We start from the raw sequence: 25276 nt of genomic DNA on the forward strand, positions 1-25276 counted from the left end.
GAAATATTCCTGTTGGCACATATGTTCGGAATGACCGCAAAAAAGGTGATTTGAGCTATGCTCTGCACATGCCAAAATGAGCGTCTTCCCGCCTGTTTACCATAAAGAATACGCGAAACGGTAAATAGAAAATTGTTTTGTTGAAGTCCTTATTCTTATGTAAGACCATGATGATTAATGAAAGATATGGGGATTGTAAAAAATATACATCACCAATCGGAGGAATGAAAAGAAGATGATTCACGTTCAACATCTGAGCAAATCTTTTCGAGTTCATGTTCGGCAAGCAGGTTGGTTCGATGCGGTACGCAGTCTGTTCAAACGGGAATATCGTATCGTTGAAGCGGTTAAAGATATTTCATTTAGCATTCAACCGGGGGAAATCGTTGGGTTTTTAGGCCCGAATGGGGCTGGAAAGACAACAACGATGAAAATGTTGGCTGGACTGCTTCATCCTACTTCAGGGGAGATTACGGTAGGGGGATTTGTTCCATTTGAACAAAAAGCGGAATTTAAAAAAATGATGAGTCTGGTCATGGGGCAAAAGAGTCAACTCATTTGGGACATTCCACCGATGGAAACGTTTTTGGTTAACAAAGCGATCTATGAAATTGATGATCGTGTATTTCGTCAAACGTTAGATGAGTTGGTCGAATTGCTTGAATTGCAGCCATTGTTGACAAAACCGACACGAAGTTTATCGTTAGGGCAGCGAATGAGATGCGAGTTAGCGGCTGCTTTATTGCATCGTCCGGCAATTTTATTTTTGGATGAACCGACGATCGGTCTCGATGTACATACGCAAGAAAAGGTTCGCCGATTTATTGCCCAGTACAATCGTGAACATCAAACGACGATTTTGCTAACATCGCATTATATGGGGGATGTTACCGCGTTGTGTGACCGAGTGTTGATCATCAATTACGGAACATTAATGTATGACGGGGATTTAAAAGTATTAACGGAAACATTAACACCATACAAACTTCTGGAAATTCATTTTCCATCTGTACCCGATGTATCATGGGATGATTACGGTGAGTTGGTTGCAGTAGAGGAAGGAAAAGTGACATTGCGCGTTCCTCGTGAACAAGTTCCGGAGGTCTCGTCACAATTTTTACGGAATTTTCAAGTTTACGATTTAAATATTCAAGATCCGCCGATGGAAGAAGTGATCAAACGGGCGTTTCAGGAGGGGGCTCATGTTTCGTAAGTACATAGCCCTCATTCGGATGAAGTATGTGGAAATGTTAGCGTATCGGCTCGCCACGATTGTTTGGATGACAGGGGCGATGGTGCAACCCCTGATTACGATGGTTGTATGGACGAATATTTATCCATCGCAATCAAACTCTTTTATTTTGTATTTTATAACTCTCATTTTTGTAGAACGAATGACGAGCGCTTGGGATGTTTGGGAACTGGATCGCGAAATTCGGGAAGGGACGTTTTCGAATTATATTCTTCGTCCGTTCCATCCGATTCATTGGGCGATCGCTGAAAATATTGTTTATAAAGTCTTGTTTTTGATTGTTTTGCTGCCGATATGGGGAGTATTGGCTGTCTTTGTTCCCGCTTTGCGTCCTGATGTAAGCGGATGGCAATTCGTTTTGTTTGTCACCGCCTTGTTTTTAGGTGCTACGTTGCGATTCATGTTTAGTTACATCTGTGGACTTCTCGGTTTTTGGGTTACGAAGGTGACGGCGATCTACGGCATGTTTGAAGTGGTATCTCTGTTCTTGTCGGGGCGAATTGCTCCTTTATCTTTGTTGCCTCCTATTTTGAAACAGATAAGCATGTATTTACCGTTTCGCTACATGATTGGCTTTCCGATTGACATCGTAATGGGGACAATGACGCGTGTAGAAATAGGATACGGTTTTTTTGGCGCGATGGCTTGGGCGATTATTTTCATTAGCGTATTGAGATGGCTATGGAAAGCGGGGCTAAAGAAAAACCAAGCGGTGGGAGGTTAATATGCGGAGATATTGGCGAATTTTTCAAGAGTTTTTTCGAACTTGCTTTGTCGAAGAGCTCGAATACCGCAGTGAATTTCTTGGAAATTTGCTGTCGAGTTTCTTTGGAGTAGGCATTGCTGTTTTAACCGTTCAAATCTTTTTTTATCAAACGAATCAACTAGGCGGCTGGGCGTATGCTGATGTGTTGATTTTACTTGGCATCTTCAATACATTACAAGGGGCTATTGATTTTGCTTTGCGTCCTAATATGTCACGGCTGTTGGAGCATGTGCGAAAGGGAACATTGGATTATATTTTGACAAAACCGGTGGACAGTATGTTTTACGTCAGCTTTCGTCATTTAGTATTTTGGAGGCTGATCGATATTTTACTTGGAGTAGGACTAATCATTTACGGACTAGTTCAAAAGCATTATATTCCGTCTTTAGCGGATATTCTTATGTTTAGCGTTAGTCTATTTTCCTCTCTCGTATTAATTTATTCTCTTTGGATGATGCTGATGACGACATCGTTTTGGGTCATTCGAATCGATGATCTCTCGTTTATCTTTTATTCGTTTTTTGAGACGACGCGCTTTCCGATCGGAATGTATCGAGGGTGGCTTCGTATTTTGCTGACGTATGTTTTGCCGGCTGCCTTCATTACGAACACGCCTGCTGTAGCGCTATTAGGGAAATGGAACGGTGTCACGACATTGTTATCCATCGGGATTGCGGGGCTCTTTTTATGGTTATCGCGAAGATTTTGGCGTTATGCGCTCCGATCTTATACGAGCGCAAGCAGTTAGATAACGTTTTATTAACTTCGGGATGTGCTGTTGGAGAATACAATAAAAAGAAAGATGTGGCTGGTTACTGATTTTGATCGGGAACTAGTGAAAAACGGATATATTCGAGAGAGAACAATAAGTGAAGAAAAAGGATCAACCATCTAAGTCGTTAAGCTGCTGTCGATCTTAAAAGGCTGACTTCCAAATTATGTTGTTGTGATTTTGGGAGTCAGTCTTATTTTTTAATACATTGACTTTTACGTAAACGTAAATTAAAATAAAATTCAGAAAAATAAATCTATTCACACAGGTGAAACAGATGAACTACTATACGATTTCGCAGTTGGCGCAGGAGTTTGATATTAGTACGAGGACAATTCGCTATTATGAGGAGAGAGGGATGATTGCGCCAATGCGCACAGAAACGGGGCAGCGTCTGTATACGAAAAAAGATCGCGCGGTGCTAAAGCTCATTTTGCGTGGGAAGCGGTTTGGTTTTTCGCTTGAAGAAATTCATGAAATGATTTCATTATTTGACAAAGACCGAACGGGACGAAAACAGTTAGAAAGAACAATTGAATACGGCGAGAAAAAGCTAAAGGAGGTGAGCGAACGAATTGAAGACTTAATGCAACTCAAACAAGAAATGGAAGCGATTTTAGAAGACTTTAAACAAAGATTAAAAGAATTGGGGGAGTCGGATGAACATTTCTGAGTTGTTGGCACGGAACGCGCGAAAGTTTCCAGAAAAAAAGGCATTTATCGATGGAGAGGCGGCCCTTTCGTATCGTGAAGTGGATCAAGCCGTCAATCGTCTTGCTTCATCACTTGGGCATTTAGGAATTCAGCGAGGCGATAAAGTTGTTTTGTATATGCCGAATACGAAAGAGTTGGTGTTTGCGTATTTTGCAGTATTGCGTCTCGGAGCGATTGTCGTTCCTGTGAACGCGCGCTTAGTTGCCGAGGAAGTCAGGTATATTATCGAACATTGTGAAGCGAGAGCGGTCATTGCTCATGACTGGATTTACAAAGAGCTCGATCCGCTTGTCGGACAGGTCGATGTTTTCTGGATAAAGACAGGAAATGCTCAAGAAGGGTGGGTGCCGCTCTCTGAACTGATTTTGAGCGGAGCAGCCGATCCGATCGTTTGTCCGCTAAAAGAAGATGATGAAGCGGCAATTTTATACACATCAGGAACAACAGGACGGCCAAAAGGAGTGTTATTTACCTACCGTAATATTTTAACGGTTGCAATTATGATGGCGATCGAAACAAAGATGGACAAAGAGAGCCGGATTTTGCATATGATGCCGCTTAGCCATTCCGCACCGCTTCATTTGTTTTTCATCGGCGGAATGTACGTCGGGGCAACACATGTGTTATCACCATCGTTTTCCCCGGAATCGTTACTTAACCTTGTGGAGAAATATAAAATTACTCATTTCTTTGGAGCACCTGTCGCTTATTTGCTCACCGCAAAACATCCTCGACTTCATGAATACGATCTTTCTTCTGTAAACTATTGGACATATGGCGGGGCACCGCTTTCGAGAAATGAAGTCCAATTCATCGCGAAACAATTCCGTACCGATCGTCTTATGTGTTTATACGGCTTAACCGAAGCAGGACCGAACGGCACGTATTTGGCGACGGAAGATCATACGACAAAAGCGGGAAGCATTGGCAAACAGGCAGCGCTAAACTGTGAAATTAAGATTGTTGATGAACATGGAAACGAAGTCCCTGTCGGCGAAGTCGGAGAAATCGTTTTATCCGGAGAGGGAACGATGAAAGGCTACTATAAAGATGAAGAAAAAACAGCAGAGACATTAAAAAACGGCTGGCTGTATACCGGGGATATCGCACGCCGTGATGAAGATGGGTACATTTGGATTGTCGACCGTAAGAAAGATATCATTATTTCCGGTGGAGTGAACGTCTATCCGAAAGAAATCGAAGATGTATTGCGGACGCATCCGTACATTGCTGATGTTGCTGTTGTGGGCGTGCCGCATCCGGAGTGGGGAGAGACGGTGAAAGCGTTCGTTGTGACAACGAAGCCGTTCAATAACCTTGATGATGAATGTAAACGTTTTCTTATGGGTAAAATTGCTGACTATAAAATTCCACGCTTATACCAAGAAATTCGTGAGCTGCCGCGAAACGCGACAGGAAAAGTGTTAAAACAAGCGCTGAGGGGGATGGACGATGAAACGATTGCGAGACGCTGATCCAAATCTATTGGCGAATTTAAAAAAATATTTAGATGATGAATTATATGGGTATGCAGAAGAACAGCTTGAGAAATTTTGGGAAATTTGCATAACCGATATTGATCGTCGGGCAGTTCATACTGATCGCGAAGGACAGCCGCGACTCATTAAGTATGATCGCTTTGGTGATGACATTTCGGAAGTATGGGTGAACGAAGGGTATAAACAAACGGTGAAACAAACGTATGAAACGGGTATTGTCGGCTATATTCATAAGCCGATTCCCGAACTTGGACGAAAAGGAAATTATATTTATTCGTATGCGCAAGGATATTTATTGTCGCAAGTTGAACCAGGTTTTTACTGCCCGGTAACGTTAACAATGGCAACGGCGTATTTGCTTGAACATTTCGCTGATGAGGAATTAAAGCGAACATATTTACCGCATGTCATTTCAACAGGGGAAGTCGAGTTATACGAGGGGGCGACGTTTTTAACGGAGCGCCAAGGCGGATCAGATGTTGGAGCCAATGAAGTGCGTGCTGTCCCGTGCGGCGACCATTACAAACTGTATGGGGAAAAATATTTTGCGAGCAATGCGGGGATGTGCGGAGTGGCGACTGTGCTAGCGCGCATTGACGGCAGCGATCCCGGAACGAAAGGGCTTAGCTTATTTCTCGTGCCATGGCGCAATGATGATGGCACGCTCAACGGCATTCATATTCGCCGTTTGAAAGATAAGCTAGGCGTTCGTGCCGTTCCATCAGCGGAAGTTGTGTTTGACGGAGCACAAGCATATGTCATTGGCGATGCAAAAAAAGGGTTTTACTATATGATGGAAGCACTTAACTTATCACGCGTCTGCAATGCCGTGGCTTCCATCGGCATTATGAAGCGCGCCTTAGATGAAGCGAAGCAATATGCAGAGAACCGCTCGGCATTCGGTCATAAACTCACTTCGTATCCGATGATAAGAGAAACGCTTGCGAATTTAACAGCACGACAGGAAGTGCAAACGAGCGCTTGCTTTGAACTCATTTCATTCTTTGACCGCGTCATGACTGCACCAAATGAAGCATCCGAAGAAGACAAAGCGTGGAACCGCCTTCTTATTGCCCTATTGAAAATGCGCACCGCCGAAGAAGCAATTGAGTTTGCCCATGAAGCAATTGAAATGCACGGCGGCAACGGCTACATCGAAGATTTCGTCACTCCTCGCCTTCTTCGCGACGCCCAAGTGTTAACTGTATGGGAAGGAACTGAAAACATTTTGGGATTAGAAGTATTGCGACTCATGCGGAAATTCCGTATACACGAGCGATTTATTGAAGTGATGAGCAAAGAACTTACCAATCTCCGAGACGATGTGCGTGCATTCGCTGCACCGGTGAAAAACGGGCTTAACGAACTCATTCAGGCGCTTGGACAGCTGAGCGGACAGCCTGATGAAGTACAAACGTACCATGCGAAAAAAATCGCTAACCGCTTATGCGACATTTATTTAAGTATCATCGCGTTAAAAGGTGCGCAAGAAAGCGAACGAAACAAAACCATCGCCCGCCTCTTTTTACAGCACATTTGGAATGACGATCTTTTTGATCGCGACATGCTTTCCGTTCACTTTTTTGATGTAGTAATAAATGAGAAAAGTGAATTAGAGGTGGGTGATCAGAGATAGATAAGGTCGACTTCCATCGGCCTTGTTTTTCTTTTTCAAAACAGTACGTCATGAAAAGAGGTAGCAGGAGTATAAGAATACACGATTTTACATCATTGTATATGATGTATGAAAAGAATGGGGATTGACGAAAGCTGTGAAGGGAGTCTATTGTATAGAGACAGTATACATTCCATTGGTGATTTAGGCAAAAAAGCGTTGCCGATCGATTCAAACATCGATTACATACAATGGTGTCAATTCAGTTTCCTTGACGTACGCAATCGAAATTGTCGGTCGGATCATCGTGTTGAGTGATAAAAAGTTGTTTAATGTACGAAATGTTGTTGAAAAACTAAAAAAGTTTTCATTTTTTCTTTGTACTAACGAGCAGTAATGTAAATGAACGAGTACTTTGAATACTAGATGTAATCGTGTTACTCTACTAATTAATAATACAGTCTCATTTCAGGAGGGCAGATATGATTGGAAGCGAAGCCGATTGTTAAGCAGGCAGCTGAAGTTTATATAAAGCATACCGAAAAGGATTTTATCGGATTAATTGTTCATGGTTCGGCAATGAAGGGCGGTTTTATCTCAGGTTCCAGCGACATTGATTTTCAACTTTATTTAAAGGAATCAGCTTTTGATGAGAACGGAAGGCTTCCCTTGGAACTATCTTTGGCTATTCATCGAGATTTAGCCAAAATTAATCCTTATCCATTTAGTTATATTCAATGTAGAGCACTTTCTTCAAAGCTTCCTGATGGATATGTAGGCCCTATTCCGGGTGCTTATCATTTAGTGGCTGGAAGGCTGCCAGTGAATGAAGCAACCAATGAACAATTAAAACAATCGGCTATAAATGCGTTAAGAAATTTGACACCTGTCCCAAAGTATTTAAATAATCTTCTGGACCATGGGAAAGAACGCTTATCGAGAATGATTCGGCTACTTTGTACACAAGTTTCTCCCGTAGTATATCAAGTCCTATCTATCGAACAGGAAGATGCGGTTAAAGTATGGCAAATGCCAAAAAACGAAGCAATAAAATTATTGCCTGATGAAGAAATGAAAGCCTATGCAGAACGGTTTTACGAGCATGCCAAGCGATATTATTCCAACGAAACTTCAATAGAAGATGCTTTAAAATTAATTGAAAATGGAGTAGCTTTTTTTAAATCAGTGCAACTGTGGTATAAAAGAGCAGATTGACACTAGTGCGTTAATTCAATCACAGACGGTTTTTGCTCTATTTTTTGAAACATTGAGGTACTTAATCCAAAAAATTAAACAACATTTTTAACACCATTCGGATAATCGAAAAAATGATTTTATCATAAACTGGTGAGTAGTTTCTCAATTTTAAAATATTCAAGAGGTAGAATAAATCGGAAGATGAATCATATTTTTGTAGCAATATACGAACATATGTACTATAATTAGGGTATCACGTACATTCGGCTTTTTGGGAATAACTGAAACGCGAAGCACTGTACGGCAGCATGTTAAGTCCAGCGTACAAGGTTTTTATATTCAAGGCTAGGATAGTCTGTAGAGCTTTATCGACTAGGGATGACCGAGGAATTTGCCGCTTTAAAGCGGAGGGAACCGATTCCATTATATTTTTAGTTGCATCATAAAGAAACGTTTCGTGGAAAATTAAAGAGATCATGAATAATGTTATGAAAAGGGGCGACAAAGAAACTCGACGAAAATCGCTTTACTTATGAAATGATGACAAAAGCTACTTTAGAAAGTGCGGCACGAAAATTTCAACGGATCGAACAATTGTGCTCAAGAGAGAAGTAAATTGGAAAGCAGCGGAGAGGGGAGAAATGTGAATGAACCAAAAACGATTCATCGACTTTCTAGTGGAAGCGAAAAAACGGGCATACGCCGCCGGTGAGGACAACACATCGGTACGTCCTTTGTTCAACGGATCGAAACAGTTTGAGTATCAAGACGGGAATTACGTTTATCGCGATATTTATTTCGGCTCTGCTTTTTTTGCTGGACAGGAAACGGTAGAGTACGAGCAGCAACCGATTTGGTCCATGGTTTACTCGGGAGGCATTGCTGTTCCCGATGTGTCACGGGAACAAATTGTTTCGATTTATGCGTTTTTGCGACAAGCATTACGGCTTGTCCCTGCTGCTGCTCCGTATCGCGGACCGCAGCACTTTGAAAATGGCCAATATACATATAAGAATGCTTATCATGGCACGCTTGAACGGTTTTATGGGGAAGAATGCATTTTTGTTCATGGTCAAAAAGTATACGAATTGCGATACAGCGGTGGTTTTATCTTCGTTTGATTGTACTTCATATATCGCAACATTTCATAATGATTCAAGAGTGTACTGCTAGGAAAATTGGTGGGGGTTCGTTCGTGTTGCGCTGTTTGGTTAAGTAGAAAATTAAGGTGTTCTGCGTGTTCAGCCATGCGCCCTCTAGCCGCTTGTTTTTGTCACGGTGATAGTGATTGAAGCAGGCACGATTCAAGATGCTGAATAAATAAACAAAAGTATTGTTCTGGCCTACCAATATGTCCACCCTGTCTTTGAGCGATGACATTCTGAGTTGGTTGGGCTTCTGTTTACCTCCTGCCTTCTTTATTATTCTGTTTGATGAAACAGCTGTTGTTCTTCTGTTGGTAAAACACATCACAATCTCTTACAATCTAGTAAAGTGTGGTTGATCCGCAGAAAGGAGGATACCATTGGCGGAACATTCCTCGATTACATCATTATTGATCGTGATGATCGTTGCGTTTTTCACTCCGATTTTGTTGCATCGCTTTCGTCTGCAAGTGATTCCCGTAGTAGTGGCGGAAATTATTGCGGGGATTCTTATCGGAAAAACAGGATTTGATCTTGTTAAGCCGGACATGTGGCTAGAAACATTATCAACATTAGGGTTTCTGTTTCTTATGTTTTTAAGCGGGCTGGAGATCGACTTTTCTTCGTTTGCACGCAAGCCGAATTCCCGTCAGAAAGGAAACGAACCGAATCCGTTTCTTCTAGCATCATTGATTTTTGTCGCCATTTTCATTTTGTCGCTCGCGCTTTCGTATTTGTTCGTTCTCGCAGGCTATATTGATAACGCCTTTTTAATGACGTTAATTATTTCGACGATTTCTCTTGGGGTTGTTGTTCCAACATTAAAAGATGCCCAACTGATGAAAACGACGATTGGGCAAACGATTTTGCTTGTCGCTGTCATTGCTGATTTAGTGACGATGATTTTGCTGGCTGTGTTTGTATCCATGTACGAACCAAGTCATGGGAACACATGGCTCCTTCTCGTTTTGTTTGCCGCAGGTGTTGTGTTTTATTTTGTCGGCAAACATTTTCAACGTCGTTCTTTTGTCGAGACGATGGCAAAAGGGACGATTCAAATTGGCACGCGCGCGGTATTTGCATTAATTATCGTGCTTGTTGCTTTATCGGAAAAACTGGGGGCAGAAAATATTTTAGGCGCTTTTTTAGCAGGAGTGCTCGTGTCATTGTTGTCGCCGAACCAAGATTTAGTGCATAAACTCGATTCGTTTGGTTATGGATTTTTTATTCCGATTTTTTTTGTGATGGTCGGTGTCAATTTAGATTTGCGATCTCTGTTGACAGAACCGAAAATTTTAGCGTTAATCCCGCTCTTGTTTTTGGCGCTTGTCATTTCGAAAGTGGTGCCTGTCTATATGCTCCGCATTTGGTATGATGTGAAAACGACGCTCGCATCTGCCTTTTTGCTTGTGTCCACTCTTTCCCTTGTCATTGCAGCAGCAACGATTGCCGAACGGATAGGCGTGCTTAATTCCGATATGAAAGGGGCATTAATTTTAGTTGCGGTGCTTACTAGTATTGTTTCACCGATTTTGTTCAAAAAGCTGTATGAAAAACCGAATGAGGACGCTCATAAAATTACAGTCAAATTAATTGGTACGAATCAGTTTACCCTTTCTGTGACACGAGAGTTGAACGAACATCTATATGATGTCACGCTTTATCATATTAAGCAGGAGAAGTTAGAGTTGCCGGTATCGGATCACGTCTTTCCAATTGTCGATATTGAAGATTATTCACTCGAAACATTAGAAAAGCATAGTGCGTTTGCGACGGATGTGCTTGTTGTCTTCACTGGAGATGAGAAATTGAATGCTCAGCTTGCTTTATCCGCGAAAGAACGCCATGTCGAGCGGGTGATTGCATTAGCAGAGACACCGGAACAAGTAGAGCAACTAAAAGCCCAAGAAGTAGAAGTGATGTCGGTTTTACTATCGACGAAGGCTGTATTACAAGCATACATCGAATCTCCGCGTGTAGCCCGTATGCTTACGAACAAAGATGTTGCCTTTTATGAGATTACGCTGAATAATTTAGTCTATGAAGGGATTCTGCTAAGGCAGCTTCCATTTATGGGCGACTGCATTATCGTCCGTATTTTCCGCGGCAATGATTCGCTCATTCCTCATGGCGATACAGAATTGCATATGGGCGATCGCCTCATTGTCACAGGTTCGAAAGAGTACGTGGCAGAGCTGCGGGAGTTATTGGAATACTGCAAGAAGTAATGTTAGGTAGAGTAGATTCGTTTCTGTCAATTTGGAATGAACGTTAACTATTATGTTTGTTATGTTCGTTCGCATCGTCGGAGCGCATGTGTTTAATTAAAGAATCAGCAGTAGTATCATTTGTGATCGGTGTGCTTTTAGTCGCGTCGCATGGACGACAAAGAATCATTGTTGAAATCAATACAAAATGAGTGTTGTCCCCTTCTCTGCTTTGTGAAGAACCATAAAGTTGGGAAGGGGGACTTTTATCAAAAAGCTATTTCTATTAGACTGAATATTCAGATATAATAAGTATGAACGAAAGGGGGGAGAGGGTGTTATGGAACTGCAAACACAACTGGAGAGGCGAAGACGGACGCGGAGTGTGATTGTGCCATCTCTTCTTGTTTTGCTGATTCTTGCCGTTTTTGCCTGCATCGGCATTTCCATTTATGTAGGTTGGCAATTGACGCATAAGGAACGCAAGCAGATTCTCGAAACGCCAAGCGATTATGGGATGACTTGTCAAGATGCGGAATTTATAAGTAAAGACGGGAAAACGAAGTTAAAAGGATGGGTCATTGAACCGGAGAAACAAGCGAAAATGACGGTCATTTTTTCACATGGATACGGCGGCAATCGCTATGAGCCGAACGTTCCATTTCTTCCGCTGGCACAGCGTCTCGTGACCGAAGGATACCGAATTATTATGTTCGATTTCCGGGCTAGTGGCGAATCAGGTGGAGACATGATTACACTTGGAGCAAAAGAGAAATATGATTTGTTAGGGGTCATTGATTATGCGAAACACCACTATTCAGAGCCGATTGTGCTTTATGGTGTTTCGATGGGGGCAGCAACGTCGATTTTAGCTGCAGGGATGAGTGAAGATGTAAAAGGAGTCATTGCCGATAGCTCGTTTAGCGACCTAGAAGGATATTTGCGAACATATATGCCGGTTTGGACACATTTGCCGAATGTTCCGTTTACATATTTAATTTTAACACTCATTCCGATGTTGACCGAACTAGATCCGAGTGAATCGGTGCCGATGAATGCATTAGACAACGTTGCTCCACGCCCGATTTTATTCATCCACAGCAAAGCTGATTCATCTATCCCGTACGAGGAAAGTGTAAAAATGTACAAAAAACACCCAGACGTATTTGAACTATGGCTCACCAAAAAAGCGAAGCATGTGAAAAGCTTTGAAATGTACAAGAGCGAATATACAAAGAAAGTGCTAGATTTTTTGCAGAAATTACAAAAGGAGAACGAAAATGAAGCGAGTAGATGTGGTATATGTACTTTTGTATGACGAAGTGAACCAAAAAGTGCTGATGGTGTTCAACAAAAGAGGAACATGGTCATTGCCCGGAGGTGGAGTTGAGAGAGGAGAAACGCTAAAAGAAGCAGCGATTCGAGAGGTGAAAGAAGAGACGGGATACGATATAGCTGTTAGTGACATCGTTGCACTCGATGAAGCGTTAATGGATGACAATCATGTCTTTTTTATCACTTTTCGTGGAACCATTGTTCAAGCGCCGGAAACGATGTCAGGCGATGAAAACGTTCTCGATGTTCAATGGGTCGATGTGGAAAAAGCCGAAAAGATGATGCCGTATCATCCAAATGGAATTCGTGGTTTTCTCAAGAAAACATGTGGTGCAGAGTATAAGATTCAGAGATAAAGGATTTTGATTGAAGGATGCTGCGATTCATTAGGCATCCTTTTTTGCAAGATAAGAAAGTATAAATGTGGAACAAAATTGGTCTAGCTTCAGCGCTCAACCAGCTTGCTTCTTGAATAGTCATCCCATGCAGCACTTGCGTAAAGCATGATTTGAAAGGAGATAATTTACGCAGCTCGGGGCCAAATCCGCCCCTCGGGATAGAGCCATCTAGCGGGTAAAAAACATTTGTCCATCACACTTTAGAGGGTACTTGCGCTTTTCTTACTAGTGATTGTATGTTGTTGCAGAGAGAACGCTCACAAAAAAAACATAAGCGGCAGCAGGCGATCGTAAAGAAAAGGGTAAATACAAGAAATAGCCGTTTTCTTTTTGGACCTGCCGCCACTATCGCTTGGATAAGGCGAAACAAAATAAGGAGAAGAAACGTGAAAACACTGGAGCACCCGAATTAAACCATTCGAATCGATCAAGATGAAAAAATCCGGTTTTGTATTGAATGAACAGCGTAACGATGACAAACGCAACAAGCAAGACATATTTTTGTAACGCCCTTAAGCAATACAAACACATCGCTAAATAGATCAACACAATCAATTCTTTGCATATAACTCCTTTTTTTGGATTATAATTCTAACTATATAATAAGCCTTCTTTATTCGTCATAATGGAGGTGATCTCATCATGTGCGGAAGGTTTTCATTAACCGGAAATACAGAACAGTTAGCGCGATATTTCCATTTTCAATATGTTGGGAACATAGAGCCGCGATTTAACATTGCTCCGAGCCAAAATGTGTTGACAATAGTGGAAAATAGAGGGGAAAGAGTAGGAAAGATGATGAAATGGGGACTTGTACCGTATTGGGCGGATGATCCAAAAATCGGCTTTAAGATGATTAACGCAAGAGCGGAAACGGTTGATGAAAAAGCAAGTTTTAAGCATGCTTTTAAAAAGAGAAGATGTTTAATTCTCGCTGATGGTTTTTACGAGTGGAAAAAAGAAGGGAACAAAAAGATACCGCACCGATTTACGCTAAAAAGCGAACGACCTTTTGCTTTTGCGGGTCTTTGGGAGAAGTGGGACAAACATGGCGATTCAATGTATACGTGTACGATCATCACCACAAAAGCAAATGAACTTGTTAAAGAGGTTCACGAGCGAATGCCCGTCATACTCCCTAAAGAATGGGAGGAAGTTTGGCTTGATCCGGCGATAGACGATACTGAGTATTTGAAATCGTTATTGCGGCCGTATCCAGCGGAAGAAATGAAAATGTATAGAGTATCCACAGCAGTCAATTCAGCAAAAAACGATGTAGAAGAATGTGTAAAGCCGATTAACAGCCGTTAGACTCTTTCTATTCTTATTATACCAAGTGCTTGCAGATGGATTGGAGTATATAAACAAGTGACGTGGAGCACACATACTTTGTTGTAGCCCTTAGGTTAATATGTCGCTGGATTATGAAGTTTATGAAATCAAAAGCGTCTGTCTGAGCGAGGACAGGCGTTTGATTTTTGCCGTACAATGATAAAAAGAAATGAAAATAGGAGGTTTTTGATGGAACCAATCATCCTGTTTGATGGGATCTGCAACTTCTGTAACGCAAGCGTTCATTTTATTATAAAACGAGACCCACAAGCTCGGTTCCGTTTTGCACCATTGCAGAGCGAAGCGGGGAAGAAGATGTTAACAAAGTATGGAATTCCTGAGGATATGGGCAGCTTGATAGTAATTGACGGAGAGAGGTACTATACGAAATCTAGTGCGGCGTTAAGAGTATGCAAGCATCTTAAAGGATTTTGGAAGTTGTTTTATGTATTTATTCTAGTTCCGCGTCCAATTCGTGATCGTTTTTATCATTTTATTGCTGAAAATAGATACAAGTGGTTTGGGAAAAGAGAGGGTTGTATGATTCCAACTCCGGATATTCGAAAAAGATTTTTAGAGTAGAATCTAAGATTAAGATCTTCGATACAGAAAACAGTTAATAGAAGAGGGATAAGTAATTGTACTGAGAGTGTGTAATGGTTGATTATCTAGGTGAATTCTGGCACATAGTTGCAGGGATGGCTGAACTTGTTGTTTGATCCTTCTTTGTTTCACATTGAAACAGAGCTTTTTGACAATATGTTCTTATTTATAAGCAGAATCTTTCTCAATATGTTCATCACATTAAATTTGAGAAGGATTCTGCTTTTCATTTAAAAATTTATTCAAAACTATATTTACAATAAAGGCAAAATTATGTAACATATTAAATGAAAATAGTAATCATTACGAATTGTGTAGGTGAGAAAATGCTTCAATATGTCAAAAGAACATTGATACTTCTCATAATTTTTATGCTGGTCGGATGTTCACTATCTTCCTCTGGAGAAGAAGAGAAGGGCGGAAAGGAATTAACATTGCTTTTTAGTTTCCCGACAAATACAATCGACCCGCACTTAGACAGTAATTATACGATGGTTCGTGCGGGAGTGGGAGAGACGCTTGTAAAGATTAGTGAACAGTTAGAAATAGAGCCTTGGCTGGCCGAAGAATGGGAAAGTAAAGATGGACAAAATTGGACTTTCAAAATTAGGAAAGGAATTACGTTTCATAATGGAAAAAAAGTTGATGCGCAGGCGGTGAAGGCGTCTTTGGAAAGAGCTATCAAAGATAGTCCAGCCGTAAAAGCTGCATTAAAAATCCGCAAGATGGAAGCGGACGGACAATTGCTAACCATTCAAACAGAAGGTGTATTTCCGCAATTTCCTTCAGAGCTAGTTCACCCTAACACAGCGATCATTGATGTTACCGAAAAAGACTTTGATAAAAAGCCAATTGGTACAGGGCCATTTAAGATATCTTCTTTCGAGCCTGGGGTGGCACTGAAAGTCGAACGTTTTGAAAAGTATTGGGATGGAAAAGTAAAGCTTGATAAAGCAACGTTTTCCTTTAATGAGGATGCCAATGCACGACTAATGGCACTTCGATCAGGAGATGCGGATATTATTTTTAGACCGCCGGTTGAAAATCTCGAACAGCTAAAAGAAGAAAAAGTAAAAGTAGAGTCTGTTCCAGGATTGCGCACACATCAGTTAATCTTTAATATGGACAGTCCATATATGAAAGATGGGAATATACGTAAAGCCATTGATGCATTAGTTGATCGCAAAGAGATTGTTGAACATATTTTAAACGGACATGCAGTTGAAGCAAAAGGTCCTTTTTTGACAGACTTTCCGTTCGCGCCGTCTTATGAAGAGAAGAAAGGCGGAATCGAAGTGGCGAAACAATATTTTATACAAGCAGGCTTTCAAGTGGAAAACGGAAAACTTACGAAAGATGGAAAATCGGTTCGGTTGAAAGTGCTCACGTACTCATCACGTCCGGAACTTCCTTTAACTGTACAAATTCTCCAATCAAAGGCGAAGGAACTCGGAATCGAGATGACGATTCAACAAGTTGAAAATATTGATGAGTATTTAGCGGACAATGATGATTGGGATTTTGCTACATACAGCAGTTTAACGGCCCCTCGTGGTGATGCGGCATACTTTTTGAACGCGACATACATGCCGAATGGAGCGCTAAACTACGCAAATATCAACCATCCGGAATTAACAGCTATCATTCATCAATTAAACCAAACGTTGGAGGCGAACGAACGGGACAAATTAGCAAAAGAAGCATTGAAAATCATTGATAAAGAGACGCTTCATTCCTTTATCGTACATCCAAATATTATGGTTGCCTATCGTGACGAAGTAAAAAATTGGGTGACTAGTAAAAGCGAGTATTACATGCTAACTAAAGATTTGGATGTGGTTAAGTAAAATGATTCAAATAACGAAAAGATTCATCGAATTCATGCTATTTTTGTTTCTGCTTTCTTTCATCAGCTTTATATTGATCAAACTAGTACCTGGTGATCCTATCAGACGGATGCTTCAGGTGGATGAAGTGTCCGTTACGAAAGAACAAATAGAAGCGCTAAGAGACGAATTGAAGCTTCATGAGCCTTTATATATTCAATATTGGTATTGGTTGAAACGATTTTTTGCATTTGATTTAGGTCATTCTTATATAACAAAGCAGCCAGTTTTGTCTGAGTTGTTATCGAGGTTTCCGGCGACGATGATGCTCACGTGCGCTTCTTTAATCGTAATGATTCTGATTTCCATCCCTTTAGGAACTTTATCTGCGCTCTATAAAAATAAATGGGTGGATCATATAAGCCGTTTGTTTGCACTTGTTGGTTCATCCATTCCTAGCTTTTGGCTGGGGCTCCTTTTCATTGAATTGTTTGCCGTTAGACTCGGTATATTGCCGAGTATGGGAAAGGGGACGGTGAAACACATCATATTGCCATCGCTTACATTAGGAATCGCAATGTCAGCAGTTTATGTAAGATTGTTGCGCTCCAGTTTATTAGAAAGCTTGAATGAGGATTATGTGAAAGCGGCAAGGGCAAGAGGAATTAGTGAAAGACGGATAGTTTTATTCCATGTTTTTCGCCGTTCCTTAATTCCCGTTGTAACCAATTTCGGGATGAGTATTGGAAGTTTAATAAGCGGTACAGTTGTCATTGAAGTGCTGTTTTCATACCCGGGGATTGGGAAGATGGTGGTTGATGCGATGATTCGCAGAGATTATCCAGTTATTCAGGGATATGTTTTGTTTATTACGATCTTTATTGTCTTGATTAATATAATTGTTGATATTGGCTACCGTTATTTAAACCCTGAGATACGTTTAAAAGGAGTAGAGAGACGTTGAAAATCATCAAACAAACGTATCAGATGAACTCGCAATCGCTTCTTTTTATTCTTGTATTTGCATATTTTCTTGCCATTGTGATAGCTCCTTTATTTACTCCACATGATCCGTTACAAATCAATATGAATGAGCGTCTGCTTAAACCAAGTGAAGAACATCTTTTTGGTACGGATCATCTTGGACGGGATTTATTCTCGCGCATATTAACAGGAGGGCAAGTAACGGTAGGAACAGGCCTTCTCGTATTGATCATTGTATTGCTAGTCGGGGTTCCATTGGGAATGGTGTCAGGCTTTATTGGCGGGCGTTTTGACCGTTATTTTATGAGAATTATAGATTCTTTTATGGCGTTTCCTGACTTTATTATCGCCATTGTTCTTAGCGGCATTTTAGGTCCTAGTATGTTGAATTTAATCTTTGCGATTGTTGTTGCGAAATGGGGGAGCTATGCGCGACTCGTTCGCAGCACTGTGTTATCTGAGAAAGAAAAGGATTACGTTTTAATGGCAGTTGTCAATGGTCTAAGCGCTTTTCAAATCATTCGTAAACATTTGCTGCCCCATGTAATGGGAAATGTATTAGTTCTCGCGACGTTAGATTTTGGAAAAATCATTTTGATGATTGCTTCCCTATCTTATATTGGCTTAGGAGCACAGCCGCCAACTCCTGAATGGGGGGCCATGCTTAACGAAAGTACACCGTATGTTCAAAGCTCTCCACATTTAATGATTATTCCAGGCATAGCGATTATGTGTACAGTACTCATTTCGAATTTAGTTGGTGATGTTTTGCGAGATCGCTTTGATGTGAAAGGATAAAGGGGAGATGACATGTCATTATTAACTGTTCGTCACTTGCATATTTCTTGTCGTAATAAACCCATCGTCAAAAATATCGATTTTACTGTCAGACAAGGGGAATGGTTTACGTTAATTGGTGAAAGCGGCAGCGGCAAAAGTATAACCGCTTCTACTATTGGAGGATTGCTTCCGAAAGAAATGTCGATAGCCGCTGGTCATGTTCTTTTTGATAACAAGGATATTACGCATTTATCTAATAAAGAATTTCAGAAATTACGCGGAAAAGAAATTTCTTATGTTTTCCAAGACTATCAAAGCTCGTTGACCCCTTTTATGAAAATAGGAAAACAAATGGATGAAATGATCCAAGCTCATTGTTCTTTAACAAAGAATGAAAGAAGAGAAATCGCATTACAGGCATTGGAAGACGTACAACTGCCCACAAAACGTGTATATAATAGTTACCCTTTTCAGCTAAGCGGCGGACAACTGCAACGTGCCTCCATTGCCATGGCGATCATGCTGAATCCTAAATTACTCATTGCAGATGAGCCCACAACTGCTCTTGACAGCATTACCGCAGTCCATGTGTTAGAAGTGATTGCAAACATCAAAGAAAAAATAAATTGCGCGATTTTATTTATTACACATGATTTAAGGTTGGCTAGAAAATACTCCAATACCATCGCAGTAATGAAACAAGGAGAAATCGTGGAAGCGGGCACGAAAGAAAGTGTTATATACCATCCTAGCCATCCTTATACGAAGCGGTTATTGGGGGCTGTTCCGACGATCAAGAGCTCAACCTCACCTGCAAAACTTGACTTGATTTTGCAATAGAAAGGAAAAAGGCATGATGACAAATGTATTAATGGCCAGAAATATTAGAAAAACTTATGTTTCAGGTCATCAAGCGATAAATGGGGTGTCGATATCTATACAAAAAGGCGAATGTGTCGGGATTGTTGGAGAAAGCGGCAGTGGAAAAAGTACGTTGGCACGCTGTTTGCTTATGTTAGAAAAGCTGGACGAAGGAGAAATTTTTTTACATGACCAACCATTGCATCTCATGACAAAAAGAGAAATTCGAAAAATTCGTCATCGTATGCAAGCAGTGTTCCAACATCCGGCATCGGCTTTAAATCCTAAACGTAAGATCATTGATTCTACCATGGAGGTATTAGATACGTATCCAAATATCACACCTGTTTATCTGCAGGATGTAAGAGACCATCGCGAATTATGTGCGAAACGATTGTTAGAAATGGTTGGGATTGAGAGCCGCTATCTTTATTGCTATCCACACGAATTAAGTGGAGGTCAGAAACAGCGGATTGTTATTGCCCGGGCGATTAGTATCCAGCCGTCTGTCATCATTTTTGATGAGCCAACAGCAAGCTTGGATGTATATACACAAGGACAAATATTAACTCTTTTAAAGGAACTGCAGGAACAATTAGAGTTATCCTATTTGTTTATTTCTCATGATCTTCCAGCGGTCTATTTTCTAAGCGAACGCATTTTTGTGATGAAAGAAGGAATTTTTGTAGACAGTTTTAAAAAGGATGATTTGTTTTCTCAACATCGCCATCCTTACACAAAAAAACTAGTTAACTTGTTTGAAGGATGAGGGGGACAACGATGACGCATCGAACATATCTTTCTCTGGCGATCCCGCTTATTATTTCAACGATTACGACTCCGTTATTAGGAGCTGTCGATACGGCAGTAGTGGGACAGCTTCCCGATCCAGCGTATATTGGCGGCGTGGCTGTAGGGACCATGATTTTTAACACGATGTATTGGTTGTTTGGTTTTTTAAGAGTCAGTACGTCCGGTTTTGCCGCCCAAGCCCATGGTGCCCAAGATGCCAAGCAGTGTTTTTTATATTTAGTAAGGCCGTTTCTCATTGCGTTAGTCATTGGTGTTATATTTATCATCTTTCAATGGCCGATTAAGTATATCGCATTAACGCTTATCAATCCGGATGAGAAAGTCATGACTTTCACTGATGAATATTTTTCGATCCGTATTTGGGGCGCGCCGTTTACGCTGGCGAATTACGTCGTTCTTGGATGGCTCATGGGAATGTCCCGTGTCAAAATTTCGTTATTTTTACAAGTATTTATGAATCTATTAAATGTTGTGCTTGATTTATTGTTTGTTAACATCCTTCATCAAGATGTTAAAGGTGTAGCAGCCGCCACATTGATTGCAGAAGTGACTGCATTTTTGGTTGGTATGTATATTGTTCTAAAGTCTTCCAATCTTCGTCTTTCCGACATTTCCAATAGCGAACTGTGGAATGTAGGAGAATTTAAGAAAATGGTGGCTGTCAATCGAGATTTGTTTATTCGCACGATTTGTTTATTAACGGTGTTCAATCTCTTTACAGCGAGAGGTGCATCTTTTGGCACAGAGATACTAGCAGCCAATGCCGTTCTGATTCAAATACACTATATGATGGCATATTTTTTTGACGGCTTTGCCAACGCCAGCAGTATTCTCGTTGGAAAAGCTGTCGGCGCCAACGACGAAACGTTGTATAAGCGCACTTTATCGCTGTCCTCGCAGTGGGCGATTATTTCTCCTTTGTTTATGATGCTTATTTATATATTGTTTAAAGATTCGATCATACCTGTTTTTACAAAAAATCAGGAGGTGATCGAACTGGCAAGCTCCTATAGTATTTGGATCACTATATTTCCGCTTGCAGCAAGCTTTGGTTTAATTCTTTACGGTGTTTTTACAGGAGCGACAGAGACAGGGCCGATTCGCAATTCTATGCTGATTTCTCTGGCGGTATATATTGCGTTCCTGCTCATTTTTATACCTGTGTTTCATAACCATGGATTGTGGCTTGCTTTCATTATTTTCAGTTTAGGCCGATCCTTGTTTTTAGCCATGTATGTTCCAAGGCTAAACAGGACATTATTTAGAAAATGAGGTGCTATTGATGCCATTAGCTGAATCTATGAAACTGAAAGAACAAATCATTAACCAATACAAACATGCCTACAAAATACTTATGGCTGAACATGATTTATCCCCGAATAATCCAATCATCAACCAGACGCTTTATTCACTTGTAAACAACTTGGGGCAGTTTTTTGAACATGAACTAGAAAATGAAATACTATCAGATCGCGAAATAGTAAAGATACGAAAAGATATGCTTCGAAAATTAGAAACTGCAGAAACGCTCATGGAATTTTATTATGCTGAAAAATTTATACAAGATACATCAAATATAAATAATTTGAGAAAATTTATTTATTGGGATAACTATGAAAGACTCGTTGAAATAGAATTAAATAAGCTTTTTGCGATCATAGAACGACAACAATTATCTTCTATTGCGTTTGTCGGATCAGGACCGTTGCCGCTTAGTACCATATTGCTTCAGCAACAAACAGAAAAACCGGTTGTATGCTTGGATATCAATACAGAGGCATATAAGATGGGCAAAAAATTAATTGATCAATACAGTCTGCAGCATTTGCTAGAGTATGTATTAGCAGATGGTGCATCCTATCATTACGGTAGTTGTAATTTAGTATGGATTGCCAGTCTTGTACCTAATAAAGAAGAGGTTGTCAAAAGAATATATGAGACAAATCCAAACGCGATTGTAGCAATAAGATCGGTAGATGGAATCTATCAATTGTTATATGAGCCAGTAGATGCTACCGTTTTTCAACATGTAGTTTGCAAGGAGATAGGACGTACGAAAGCAACCACATCAATTATAAATTCTACTATTTTCTATCGGTTTCAAAATGTATAGTAAGTAATAATGCTATACTGGCAGCAGTTTTTCAGTAAGGAGATGCCTGTACATACAGAGAGGCTTTTGTATGTGCAGGCTGTTTTATTTGATATGGAACACTTTATTATAAGGATTTATTTCAAAACGAAGGAAATTCTTCCAACAACCTCAAACATGTTCAAGGAGTTTAGCAAATTAGTGATTGAAGGATCGAATCTTTTTTCTAAAAAAGAAGCGAACAGAAATCTGATATACCCTCAAAGAGGGGATATTATAAACAAAATGTTCTTAATAATCTTATAGATTTGTAGAAGGCTTTCTCTATATATGGTAATATTTTTTACACTGATATGTGATGTTTGTCGTCTGTGTTTGATACAAAACCCGAGGAGGAAAACAGTGATGCGGTTAACAGATGAAGAAATACAATCTCTTTTACAAGGGGTCGAAGATTGGAATCTTCTTGAAGAGCGATGGATTGCAAGAAAGTACCGCTTTCAAGACTATTTGCAAGGAATCGAATTTGTGCGACAAATTGCGGCTATTTCTGAAGAAGTCAACCATCACCCGTTTATTTCTATTGATTATAAGTTAATCACGGTAAAAATTTCGTCTTGGCGAGCGAAAGGGCTTACGAAACTCGATTTTGAACTGGCGAAAAAATATGATGAAGTGTATGAGAAAATGAAATGATAAAAGAAAAGCAAGAGGGGAAAGCGATGCTTTTAAAATGGATTCAATGTGAAATGGATGAAGAGAAGAAAGCCGCGTTTTCGGCTGCGCAAGAAAAATGGCGCGATTTGAAAGGATACCCGGGTTTTCTCGGACAGATAGGCGGCTGGAATGTTGCGGATCCGCAAGAAGCGTGTATATTAGCGTTTTGGGAAAATCTTGATTCTTATCAATCTTTTATGAGTGATCAACATGACGAAATTTTTGCGCGAAGCAGGCAAAAAGGGACGTATTACAAAATCTCAGTTGATATTGTTGAAGTAAAACAACGGATCGAATTGAATCATATGAGCATGATCGAAGTACTACAAAGAAGCAAAATGCTGTACGTTGTTAACTCGAGAAGACTAAAAGAAAAACAAACACTTTCAGATACGATAAAACAAGATAAACATATATTGGCAACGTTCCTTTCAGAAAATCAAAAAAATCATCATTTATTTGCTGTTTTATGTGCGTCGATGGAGCTTTCTTCGAGCGAATGGAAAAACATGATTCATACACAAGTCAAGCTGGAAAAGGCGTGGCTGGTTGTTTGAAAAACAAAAGGAGTGTGAAAACATGAAGTTTTACATTGCTTCGAGTTTTGCCAACAAAAAAGCAGTTCGCGCTTTGGCAAGCCGTCTTATCAGAGAAGGTTTTACACAAACGTACAAACGTATGACTGGACAAAAAATGAACGCGCGGCAACGTTAGAAGATTTATCGCGAATTGGGGAGGAAGAGAAAGCCGCGGTCATGTCCGCGGACTTTTTTGTTTTATTGCTTCCAAGCGGAAAAGGGAGTCATGTGGAGCTGGGGATTGCACTTGGATTAGGAAAGAGGGTGTATATTTACTCATCTGACAGCGAAGTAAACGATCTTACGGCAACACCGACGTTTTATGACGTAACAAAAGTTGAGAGGTTTACGGGTTCGTTTGATGAATTTGTTGAAAAACTTATTTCCCATGAAAAAGTGAAGCGGGAGGACATATATGAAAATTAGCAGACAAAACGCTGAGCATTACATCTGGGGAGAGCATTGTGACGGCTGGCATTTAGTGAAAAATAAGGATTTAAGCATTATTCACGAGCGCATGCCGCCAAACACGGCAGAAGTCAAACATTATCACGAAAAATCGCGGCAATTTTTCTTTGTGTTATCAGGAACAATTACAATTGAAGTGAACGGTAATATAATGAACATCGATAAGCATGAAGGCATCGAAGTTCCGCCGCTTGTTCCACATCAAGTGTTTAACCAATCGAAGGACGATGCCGAATTTTTAGTTATTTCGCAGCCGCCAAGCAAAGGCGATCGAATATTACTAGATTTTCATGATGAAAAGGAGAATTGTTGATGAGAAAGGTGGAAGTTGTTCCGTTTAATGAAGGCTGGTCTGTCATGTTTGAAGAAGAAGTACGAAAGATGAATACCATTTTTGGCAATGAAATCGTTGCTATTTACCACATTGGAAGTACGTCGATTCCCGGCATGTATGCTAAACCGATTATTGATATTTTAGTAGAGGTAAAAGACATTGAGAGCGTTGATCACTACAACGAGCAAATGTCAGCGATCGGTTATCGGGCGATGGGGGAGCACGGAATTTCCGGACGAAGATTTTTCTGTAAAGGTGAAGATGAGAGAACTCATCATGTTCATGTGTTCAAAACAGGAAGCGAACATATTACAAGGCATTTGGCGTTCAAAGAATATATGATTGCCCATCCCAAGGAAGCAAAAGCATATAGCGAGTTGAAACAAAGGCTCGCCAAGCAGTTTCCGACCGATATGAAATCTTATATTGAAGGAAAGGATCCGTTTATTAAAGAGACTGAGAAGAAAGCATTAGAGTGGTATAGCGATCATAACGTTTAAAGGACCATTTTGACACAACCAACTTCCTTATCAAAACGCCATTTTCCTTTTCACGTTCGTCCTGCTGGCTTGGAGGAAGCAAAAATCATATAATTTATAAGAAAATACAGAAAATTCATTGACTTTCATGGGTAAAGGTAATATCCTAATTATGAAGTTTGAAAAGCAGAGGAGAGATGAGCAATGAGTTTAGTTCAGCAAAGACGAGGTTATTTCGGAGAATTTGGTGGAAGCTTTGTGCCGCCGGAACTGCAAGAAGCGCTTGATTATTTGGAGGAACAGTTTTTAAAGTACAAAGATGATCAAGAGTTTAATGATGAATTCAAGTTTTATTTAAAAGAGAACGTGTTGCAAAACGCATAGTGAATGCATAAATGTACACAAAAAATCCACCCGTCTTGGAAATCATATACAGTGACCTAAAAAACACATTTCCAAGGGGTGGACACTATCATGATTTCCAATTTTGTTATCGAACATGCAATGAA

26 protein-coding genes and 1 pseudogene are annotated in these 25276 nt (G+C 40.4%); all 27 read left to right on the forward strand.

The features are described from left to right. The first annotated feature begins 235 nt into the window (after window positions 1-235). The gene (locus tag HNR31_RS09950; RefSeq protein WP_181556082.1) at window positions 236-1213 is read left to right on the forward strand and encodes an ABC transporter ATP-binding protein; all 978 of its coding nucleotides are present in this window, start codon (window positions 236-238) and stop codon (window positions 1211-1213) included. Then, complete coding sequence (locus tag HNR31_RS09955) at window positions 1203-1976, forward strand: ABC transporter permease (RefSeq protein ID WP_181556083.1); 774 nt, start codon at window positions 1203-1205, stop codon at window positions 1974-1976. The genes HNR31_RS09950 and HNR31_RS09955 overlap by 11 nt, the downstream gene beginning before the upstream one ends. A gap of 1 nt (window position 1977) precedes the next feature. Next, a complete protein-coding gene (locus HNR31_RS09960) occupies window positions 1978-2766 on the forward strand; it encodes an ABC transporter permease (protein WP_181556084.1) in 789 nt (262 codons plus the stop codon). Between the two features lie 301 nt (window positions 2767-3067). Then, window positions 3068-3463 (forward strand): MerR family transcriptional regulator, encoded by a 396-nt coding sequence (locus tag HNR31_RS09965; protein WP_181556085.1) that lies wholly within the window; start codon window positions 3068-3070, stop codon window positions 3461-3463. After that, the gene (locus tag HNR31_RS09970; protein WP_181556086.1) at window positions 3450-4979 is read left to right on the forward strand and encodes a class I adenylate-forming enzyme family protein; all 1530 of its coding nucleotides are present in this window, start codon (window positions 3450-3452) and stop codon (window positions 4977-4979) included. The genes HNR31_RS09965 and HNR31_RS09970 overlap by 14 nt, the downstream gene beginning before the upstream one ends. Next, window positions 4957-6639, forward strand: coding sequence for an acyl-CoA dehydrogenase family protein (locus tag HNR31_RS09975; RefSeq protein WP_181556087.1), 1683 nt, complete (start codon window positions 4957-4959; stop codon window positions 6637-6639). The genes HNR31_RS09970 and HNR31_RS09975 overlap by 23 nt, the downstream gene beginning before the upstream one ends. Before the next feature lie 465 nt (window positions 6640-7104). Next, window positions 7105-7833: a hypothetical protein gene (locus HNR31_RS09980; protein ID WP_181556088.1), complete on the forward strand. Its 729-nt coding sequence runs from the start codon at window positions 7105-7107 to the stop codon at window positions 7831-7833. A 629-nt stretch (window positions 7834-8462) separates the two neighbouring features. Beyond that, window positions 8463-8936, forward strand: a complete 474-nt coding sequence (locus HNR31_RS09985; protein ID WP_181556089.1) for a DUF5680 domain-containing protein — start codon at window positions 8463-8465, stop codon at window positions 8934-8936. A gap of 404 nt (window positions 8937-9340) precedes the next feature. Further along, the gene (locus HNR31_RS09990; RefSeq protein ID WP_181556090.1) at window positions 9341-11188 is read left to right on the forward strand and encodes a monovalent cation:proton antiporter family protein; all 1848 of its coding nucleotides are present in this window, start codon (window positions 9341-9343) and stop codon (window positions 11186-11188) included. Between the two features lie 319 nt (window positions 11189-11507). Continuing rightward, window positions 11508-12485, forward strand: a complete 978-nt coding sequence (locus HNR31_RS09995; protein WP_181556091.1) for an alpha/beta hydrolase — start codon at window positions 11508-11510, stop codon at window positions 12483-12485. Next, entirely contained in the window at window positions 12448-12858 is a 411-nt protein-coding gene (locus HNR31_RS10000; RefSeq protein ID WP_181556092.1) for an NUDIX hydrolase, read from the forward strand. Before HNR31_RS09995 ends, HNR31_RS10000 begins: the two co-directional genes overlap by 38 nt. A gap of 684 nt (window positions 12859-13542) precedes the next feature. After that, entirely contained in the window at window positions 13543-14211 is a 669-nt protein-coding gene (locus HNR31_RS10005) for an SOS response-associated peptidase (RefSeq protein ID WP_181556093.1), read from the forward strand. A gap of 210 nt (window positions 14212-14421) precedes the next feature. Continuing rightward, a complete protein-coding gene (locus HNR31_RS10010; protein ID WP_181556094.1) occupies window positions 14422-14814 on the forward strand; it encodes a thiol-disulfide oxidoreductase DCC family protein in 393 nt (130 codons plus the stop codon). Window positions 14815-15161: 347 nt separating this feature from the next. Continuing rightward, on the forward strand, window positions 15162-16682 hold the full coding sequence (gene nikA, locus HNR31_RS10015) for a nickel ABC transporter substrate-binding protein (protein WP_181556095.1): 1521 nt from the start codon (window positions 15162-15164) through the stop codon (window positions 16680-16682). 1 nt (window position 16683) lies between these two features. Beyond that, window positions 16684-17625 carry a nickel ABC transporter permease gene (gene nikB / locus HNR31_RS10020; RefSeq protein WP_181556096.1) on the forward strand — a complete coding sequence of 314 codons (942 nt, stop codon included), beginning with the start codon at window positions 16684-16686 and terminating at the stop codon, window positions 17623-17625. A 23-nt stretch (window positions 17626-17648) separates the two neighbouring features. Then, complete coding sequence (gene nikC / locus HNR31_RS10025; RefSeq protein WP_181556127.1) at window positions 17649-18443, forward strand: nickel transporter permease; 795 nt, start codon at window positions 17649-17651, stop codon at window positions 18441-18443. Window positions 18444-18455: 12 nt separating this feature from the next. Continuing rightward, window positions 18456-19265: an ABC transporter ATP-binding protein gene (locus HNR31_RS10030; RefSeq protein ID WP_181556097.1), complete on the forward strand. Its 810-nt coding sequence runs from the start codon at window positions 18456-18458 to the stop codon at window positions 19263-19265. Window positions 19266-19281: 16 nt separating this feature from the next. Next, window positions 19282-20055, forward strand: a complete 774-nt coding sequence (locus tag HNR31_RS10035) for an ABC transporter ATP-binding protein (protein ID WP_181556098.1) — start codon at window positions 19282-19284, stop codon at window positions 20053-20055. A gap of 11 nt (window positions 20056-20066) precedes the next feature. Further along, a complete protein-coding gene (locus tag HNR31_RS10040) occupies window positions 20067-21371 on the forward strand; it encodes an MATE family efflux transporter (RefSeq protein WP_181556099.1) in 1305 nt (434 codons plus the stop codon). 10 nt (window positions 21372-21381) lie between these two features. Beyond that, window positions 21382-22212 carry a nicotianamine synthase family protein gene (locus HNR31_RS10045; RefSeq protein ID WP_181556100.1) on the forward strand — a complete coding sequence of 277 codons (831 nt, stop codon included), beginning with the start codon at window positions 21382-21384 and terminating at the stop codon, window positions 22210-22212. A gap of 384 nt (window positions 22213-22596) precedes the next feature. Next, a complete protein-coding gene (locus tag HNR31_RS10050; RefSeq protein WP_181556128.1) occupies window positions 22597-22887 on the forward strand; it encodes a 4a-hydroxytetrahydrobiopterin dehydratase in 291 nt (96 codons plus the stop codon). Further along, on the forward strand, window positions 22884-23465 hold the full coding sequence (locus tag HNR31_RS10055; protein WP_258561048.1) for a YdbC family protein: 582 nt from the start codon (window positions 22884-22886) through the stop codon (window positions 23463-23465). Before HNR31_RS10050 ends, HNR31_RS10055 begins: the two co-directional genes overlap by 4 nt. Window positions 23466-23487: 22 nt before the next feature. Further along, complete coding sequence (locus tag HNR31_RS19115) at window positions 23488-23622, forward strand: hypothetical protein (protein ID WP_309505667.1); 135 nt, start codon at window positions 23488-23490, stop codon at window positions 23620-23622. Between the two features lie 41 nt (window positions 23623-23663). Next, complete coding sequence (locus HNR31_RS19120; RefSeq protein WP_309505668.1) at window positions 23664-23912, forward strand: hypothetical protein; 249 nt, start codon at window positions 23664-23666, stop codon at window positions 23910-23912. Beyond that, a complete protein-coding gene (locus HNR31_RS10065; RefSeq protein ID WP_181556102.1) occupies window positions 23902-24267 on the forward strand; it encodes a cupin domain-containing protein in 366 nt (121 codons plus the stop codon). Before HNR31_RS19120 ends, HNR31_RS10065 begins: the two co-directional genes overlap by 11 nt. Next, a complete protein-coding gene (locus HNR31_RS10070) occupies window positions 24267-24788 on the forward strand; it encodes a GrpB family protein (protein WP_181556103.1) in 522 nt (173 codons plus the stop codon). Before HNR31_RS10065 ends, HNR31_RS10070 begins: the two co-directional genes overlap by 1 nt. 183 nt (window positions 24789-24971) lie before the next feature. Then, window positions 24972-25136: pseudogene (locus HNR31_RS10075) on the forward strand (tryptophan synthase subunit beta); the annotation flags it as partial. Window positions 25137-25276 lie beyond the last annotated feature (140 nt).

The organism is Thermaerobacillus caldiproteolyticus (assembly GCF_013761245.1).
GTDB lineage: Bacteria > Bacillota > Bacilli > Bacillales > Anoxybacillaceae > Thermaerobacillus > Thermaerobacillus caldiproteolyticus.

What these genes read in the sequence shown, in the direction of transcription:
- HNR31_RS10035 (WP_181556098.1), top strand. Translation starts at nt 19,282, where the DNA reads ATGACAAATGTATTAATGGCCAGAAATATTAGAAAAACTTATGTTTCA.
- HNR31_RS10040 (WP_181556099.1), top strand. Translation starts at nt 20,067, where the DNA reads ATGACGCATCGAACATATCTTTCTCTGGCGATCCCGCTTATTATTTCA.
- HNR31_RS10005 (WP_181556093.1), top strand. Translation starts at nt 13,543, where the DNA reads ATGTGCGGAAGGTTTTCATTAACCGGAAATACAGAACAGTTAGCGCGA.
- HNR31_RS10065 (WP_181556102.1), top strand. Translation starts at nt 23,902, where the DNA reads ATGAAAATTAGCAGACAAAACGCTGAGCATTACATCTGGGGAGAGCAT.
- HNR31_RS09995 (WP_181556091.1), top strand. Translation starts at nt 11,508, where the DNA reads ATGGAACTGCAAACACAACTGGAGAGGCGAAGACGGACGCGGAGTGTG.
- nikA (WP_181556095.1), top strand. Translation starts at nt 15,162, where the DNA reads ATGCTTCAATATGTCAAAAGAACATTGATACTTCTCATAATTTTTATG.
- HNR31_RS10000 (WP_181556092.1), top strand. Translation starts at nt 12,448, where the DNA reads ATGAAGCGAGTAGATGTGGTATATGTACTTTTGTATGACGAAGTGAAC.
- HNR31_RS09950 (WP_181556082.1), top strand. Translation starts at nt 236, where the DNA reads ATGATTCACGTTCAACATCTGAGCAAATCTTTTCGAGTTCATGTTCGG.
- nikC (WP_181556127.1), top strand. Translation starts at nt 17,649, where the DNA reads ATGAACTCGCAATCGCTTCTTTTTATTCTTGTATTTGCATATTTTCTT.
- HNR31_RS09965 (WP_181556085.1), top strand. Translation starts at nt 3,068, where the DNA reads ATGAACTACTATACGATTTCGCAGTTGGCGCAGGAGTTTGATATTAGT.
- HNR31_RS09975 (WP_181556087.1), top strand. Translation starts at nt 4,957, where the DNA reads ATGAAACGATTGCGAGACGCTGATCCAAATCTATTGGCGAATTTAAAA.
- HNR31_RS10010 (WP_181556094.1), top strand. Translation starts at nt 14,422, where the DNA reads ATGGAACCAATCATCCTGTTTGATGGGATCTGCAACTTCTGTAACGCA.
- nikB (WP_181556096.1), top strand. Translation starts at nt 16,684, where the DNA reads ATGATTCAAATAACGAAAAGATTCATCGAATTCATGCTATTTTTGTTT.
- HNR31_RS19120 (WP_309505668.1), top strand. Translation starts at nt 23,664, where the DNA reads ATGTCCGCGGACTTTTTTGTTTTATTGCTTCCAAGCGGAAAAGGGAGT.
- HNR31_RS09960 (WP_181556084.1), top strand. Translation starts at nt 1,978, where the DNA reads ATGCGGAGATATTGGCGAATTTTTCAAGAGTTTTTTCGAACTTGCTTT.
- HNR31_RS10045 (WP_181556100.1), top strand. Translation starts at nt 21,382, where the DNA reads ATGCCATTAGCTGAATCTATGAAACTGAAAGAACAAATCATTAACCAA.
- HNR31_RS19115 (WP_309505667.1), top strand. Translation starts at nt 23,488, where the DNA reads ATGAAGTTTTACATTGCTTCGAGTTTTGCCAACAAAAAAGCAGTTCGC.
- HNR31_RS09970 (WP_181556086.1), top strand. Translation starts at nt 3,450, where the DNA reads ATGAACATTTCTGAGTTGTTGGCACGGAACGCGCGAAAGTTTCCAGAA.
- HNR31_RS10070 (WP_181556103.1), top strand. Translation starts at nt 24,267, where the DNA reads ATGAGAAAGGTGGAAGTTGTTCCGTTTAATGAAGGCTGGTCTGTCATG.
- HNR31_RS10030 (WP_181556097.1), top strand. Translation starts at nt 18,456, where the DNA reads ATGTCATTATTAACTGTTCGTCACTTGCATATTTCTTGTCGTAATAAA.
- HNR31_RS10055 (WP_258561048.1), top strand. Translation starts at nt 22,884, where the DNA reads ATGATAAAAGAAAAGCAAGAGGGGAAAGCGATGCTTTTAAAATGGATT.
- HNR31_RS09955 (WP_181556083.1), top strand. Translation starts at nt 1,203, where the DNA reads ATGTTTCGTAAGTACATAGCCCTCATTCGGATGAAGTATGTGGAAATG.
- HNR31_RS09985 (WP_181556089.1), top strand. Translation starts at nt 8,463, where the DNA reads ATGAACCAAAAACGATTCATCGACTTTCTAGTGGAAGCGAAAAAACGG.
- HNR31_RS10050 (WP_181556128.1), top strand. Translation starts at nt 22,597, where the DNA reads ATGCGGTTAACAGATGAAGAAATACAATCTCTTTTACAAGGGGTCGAA.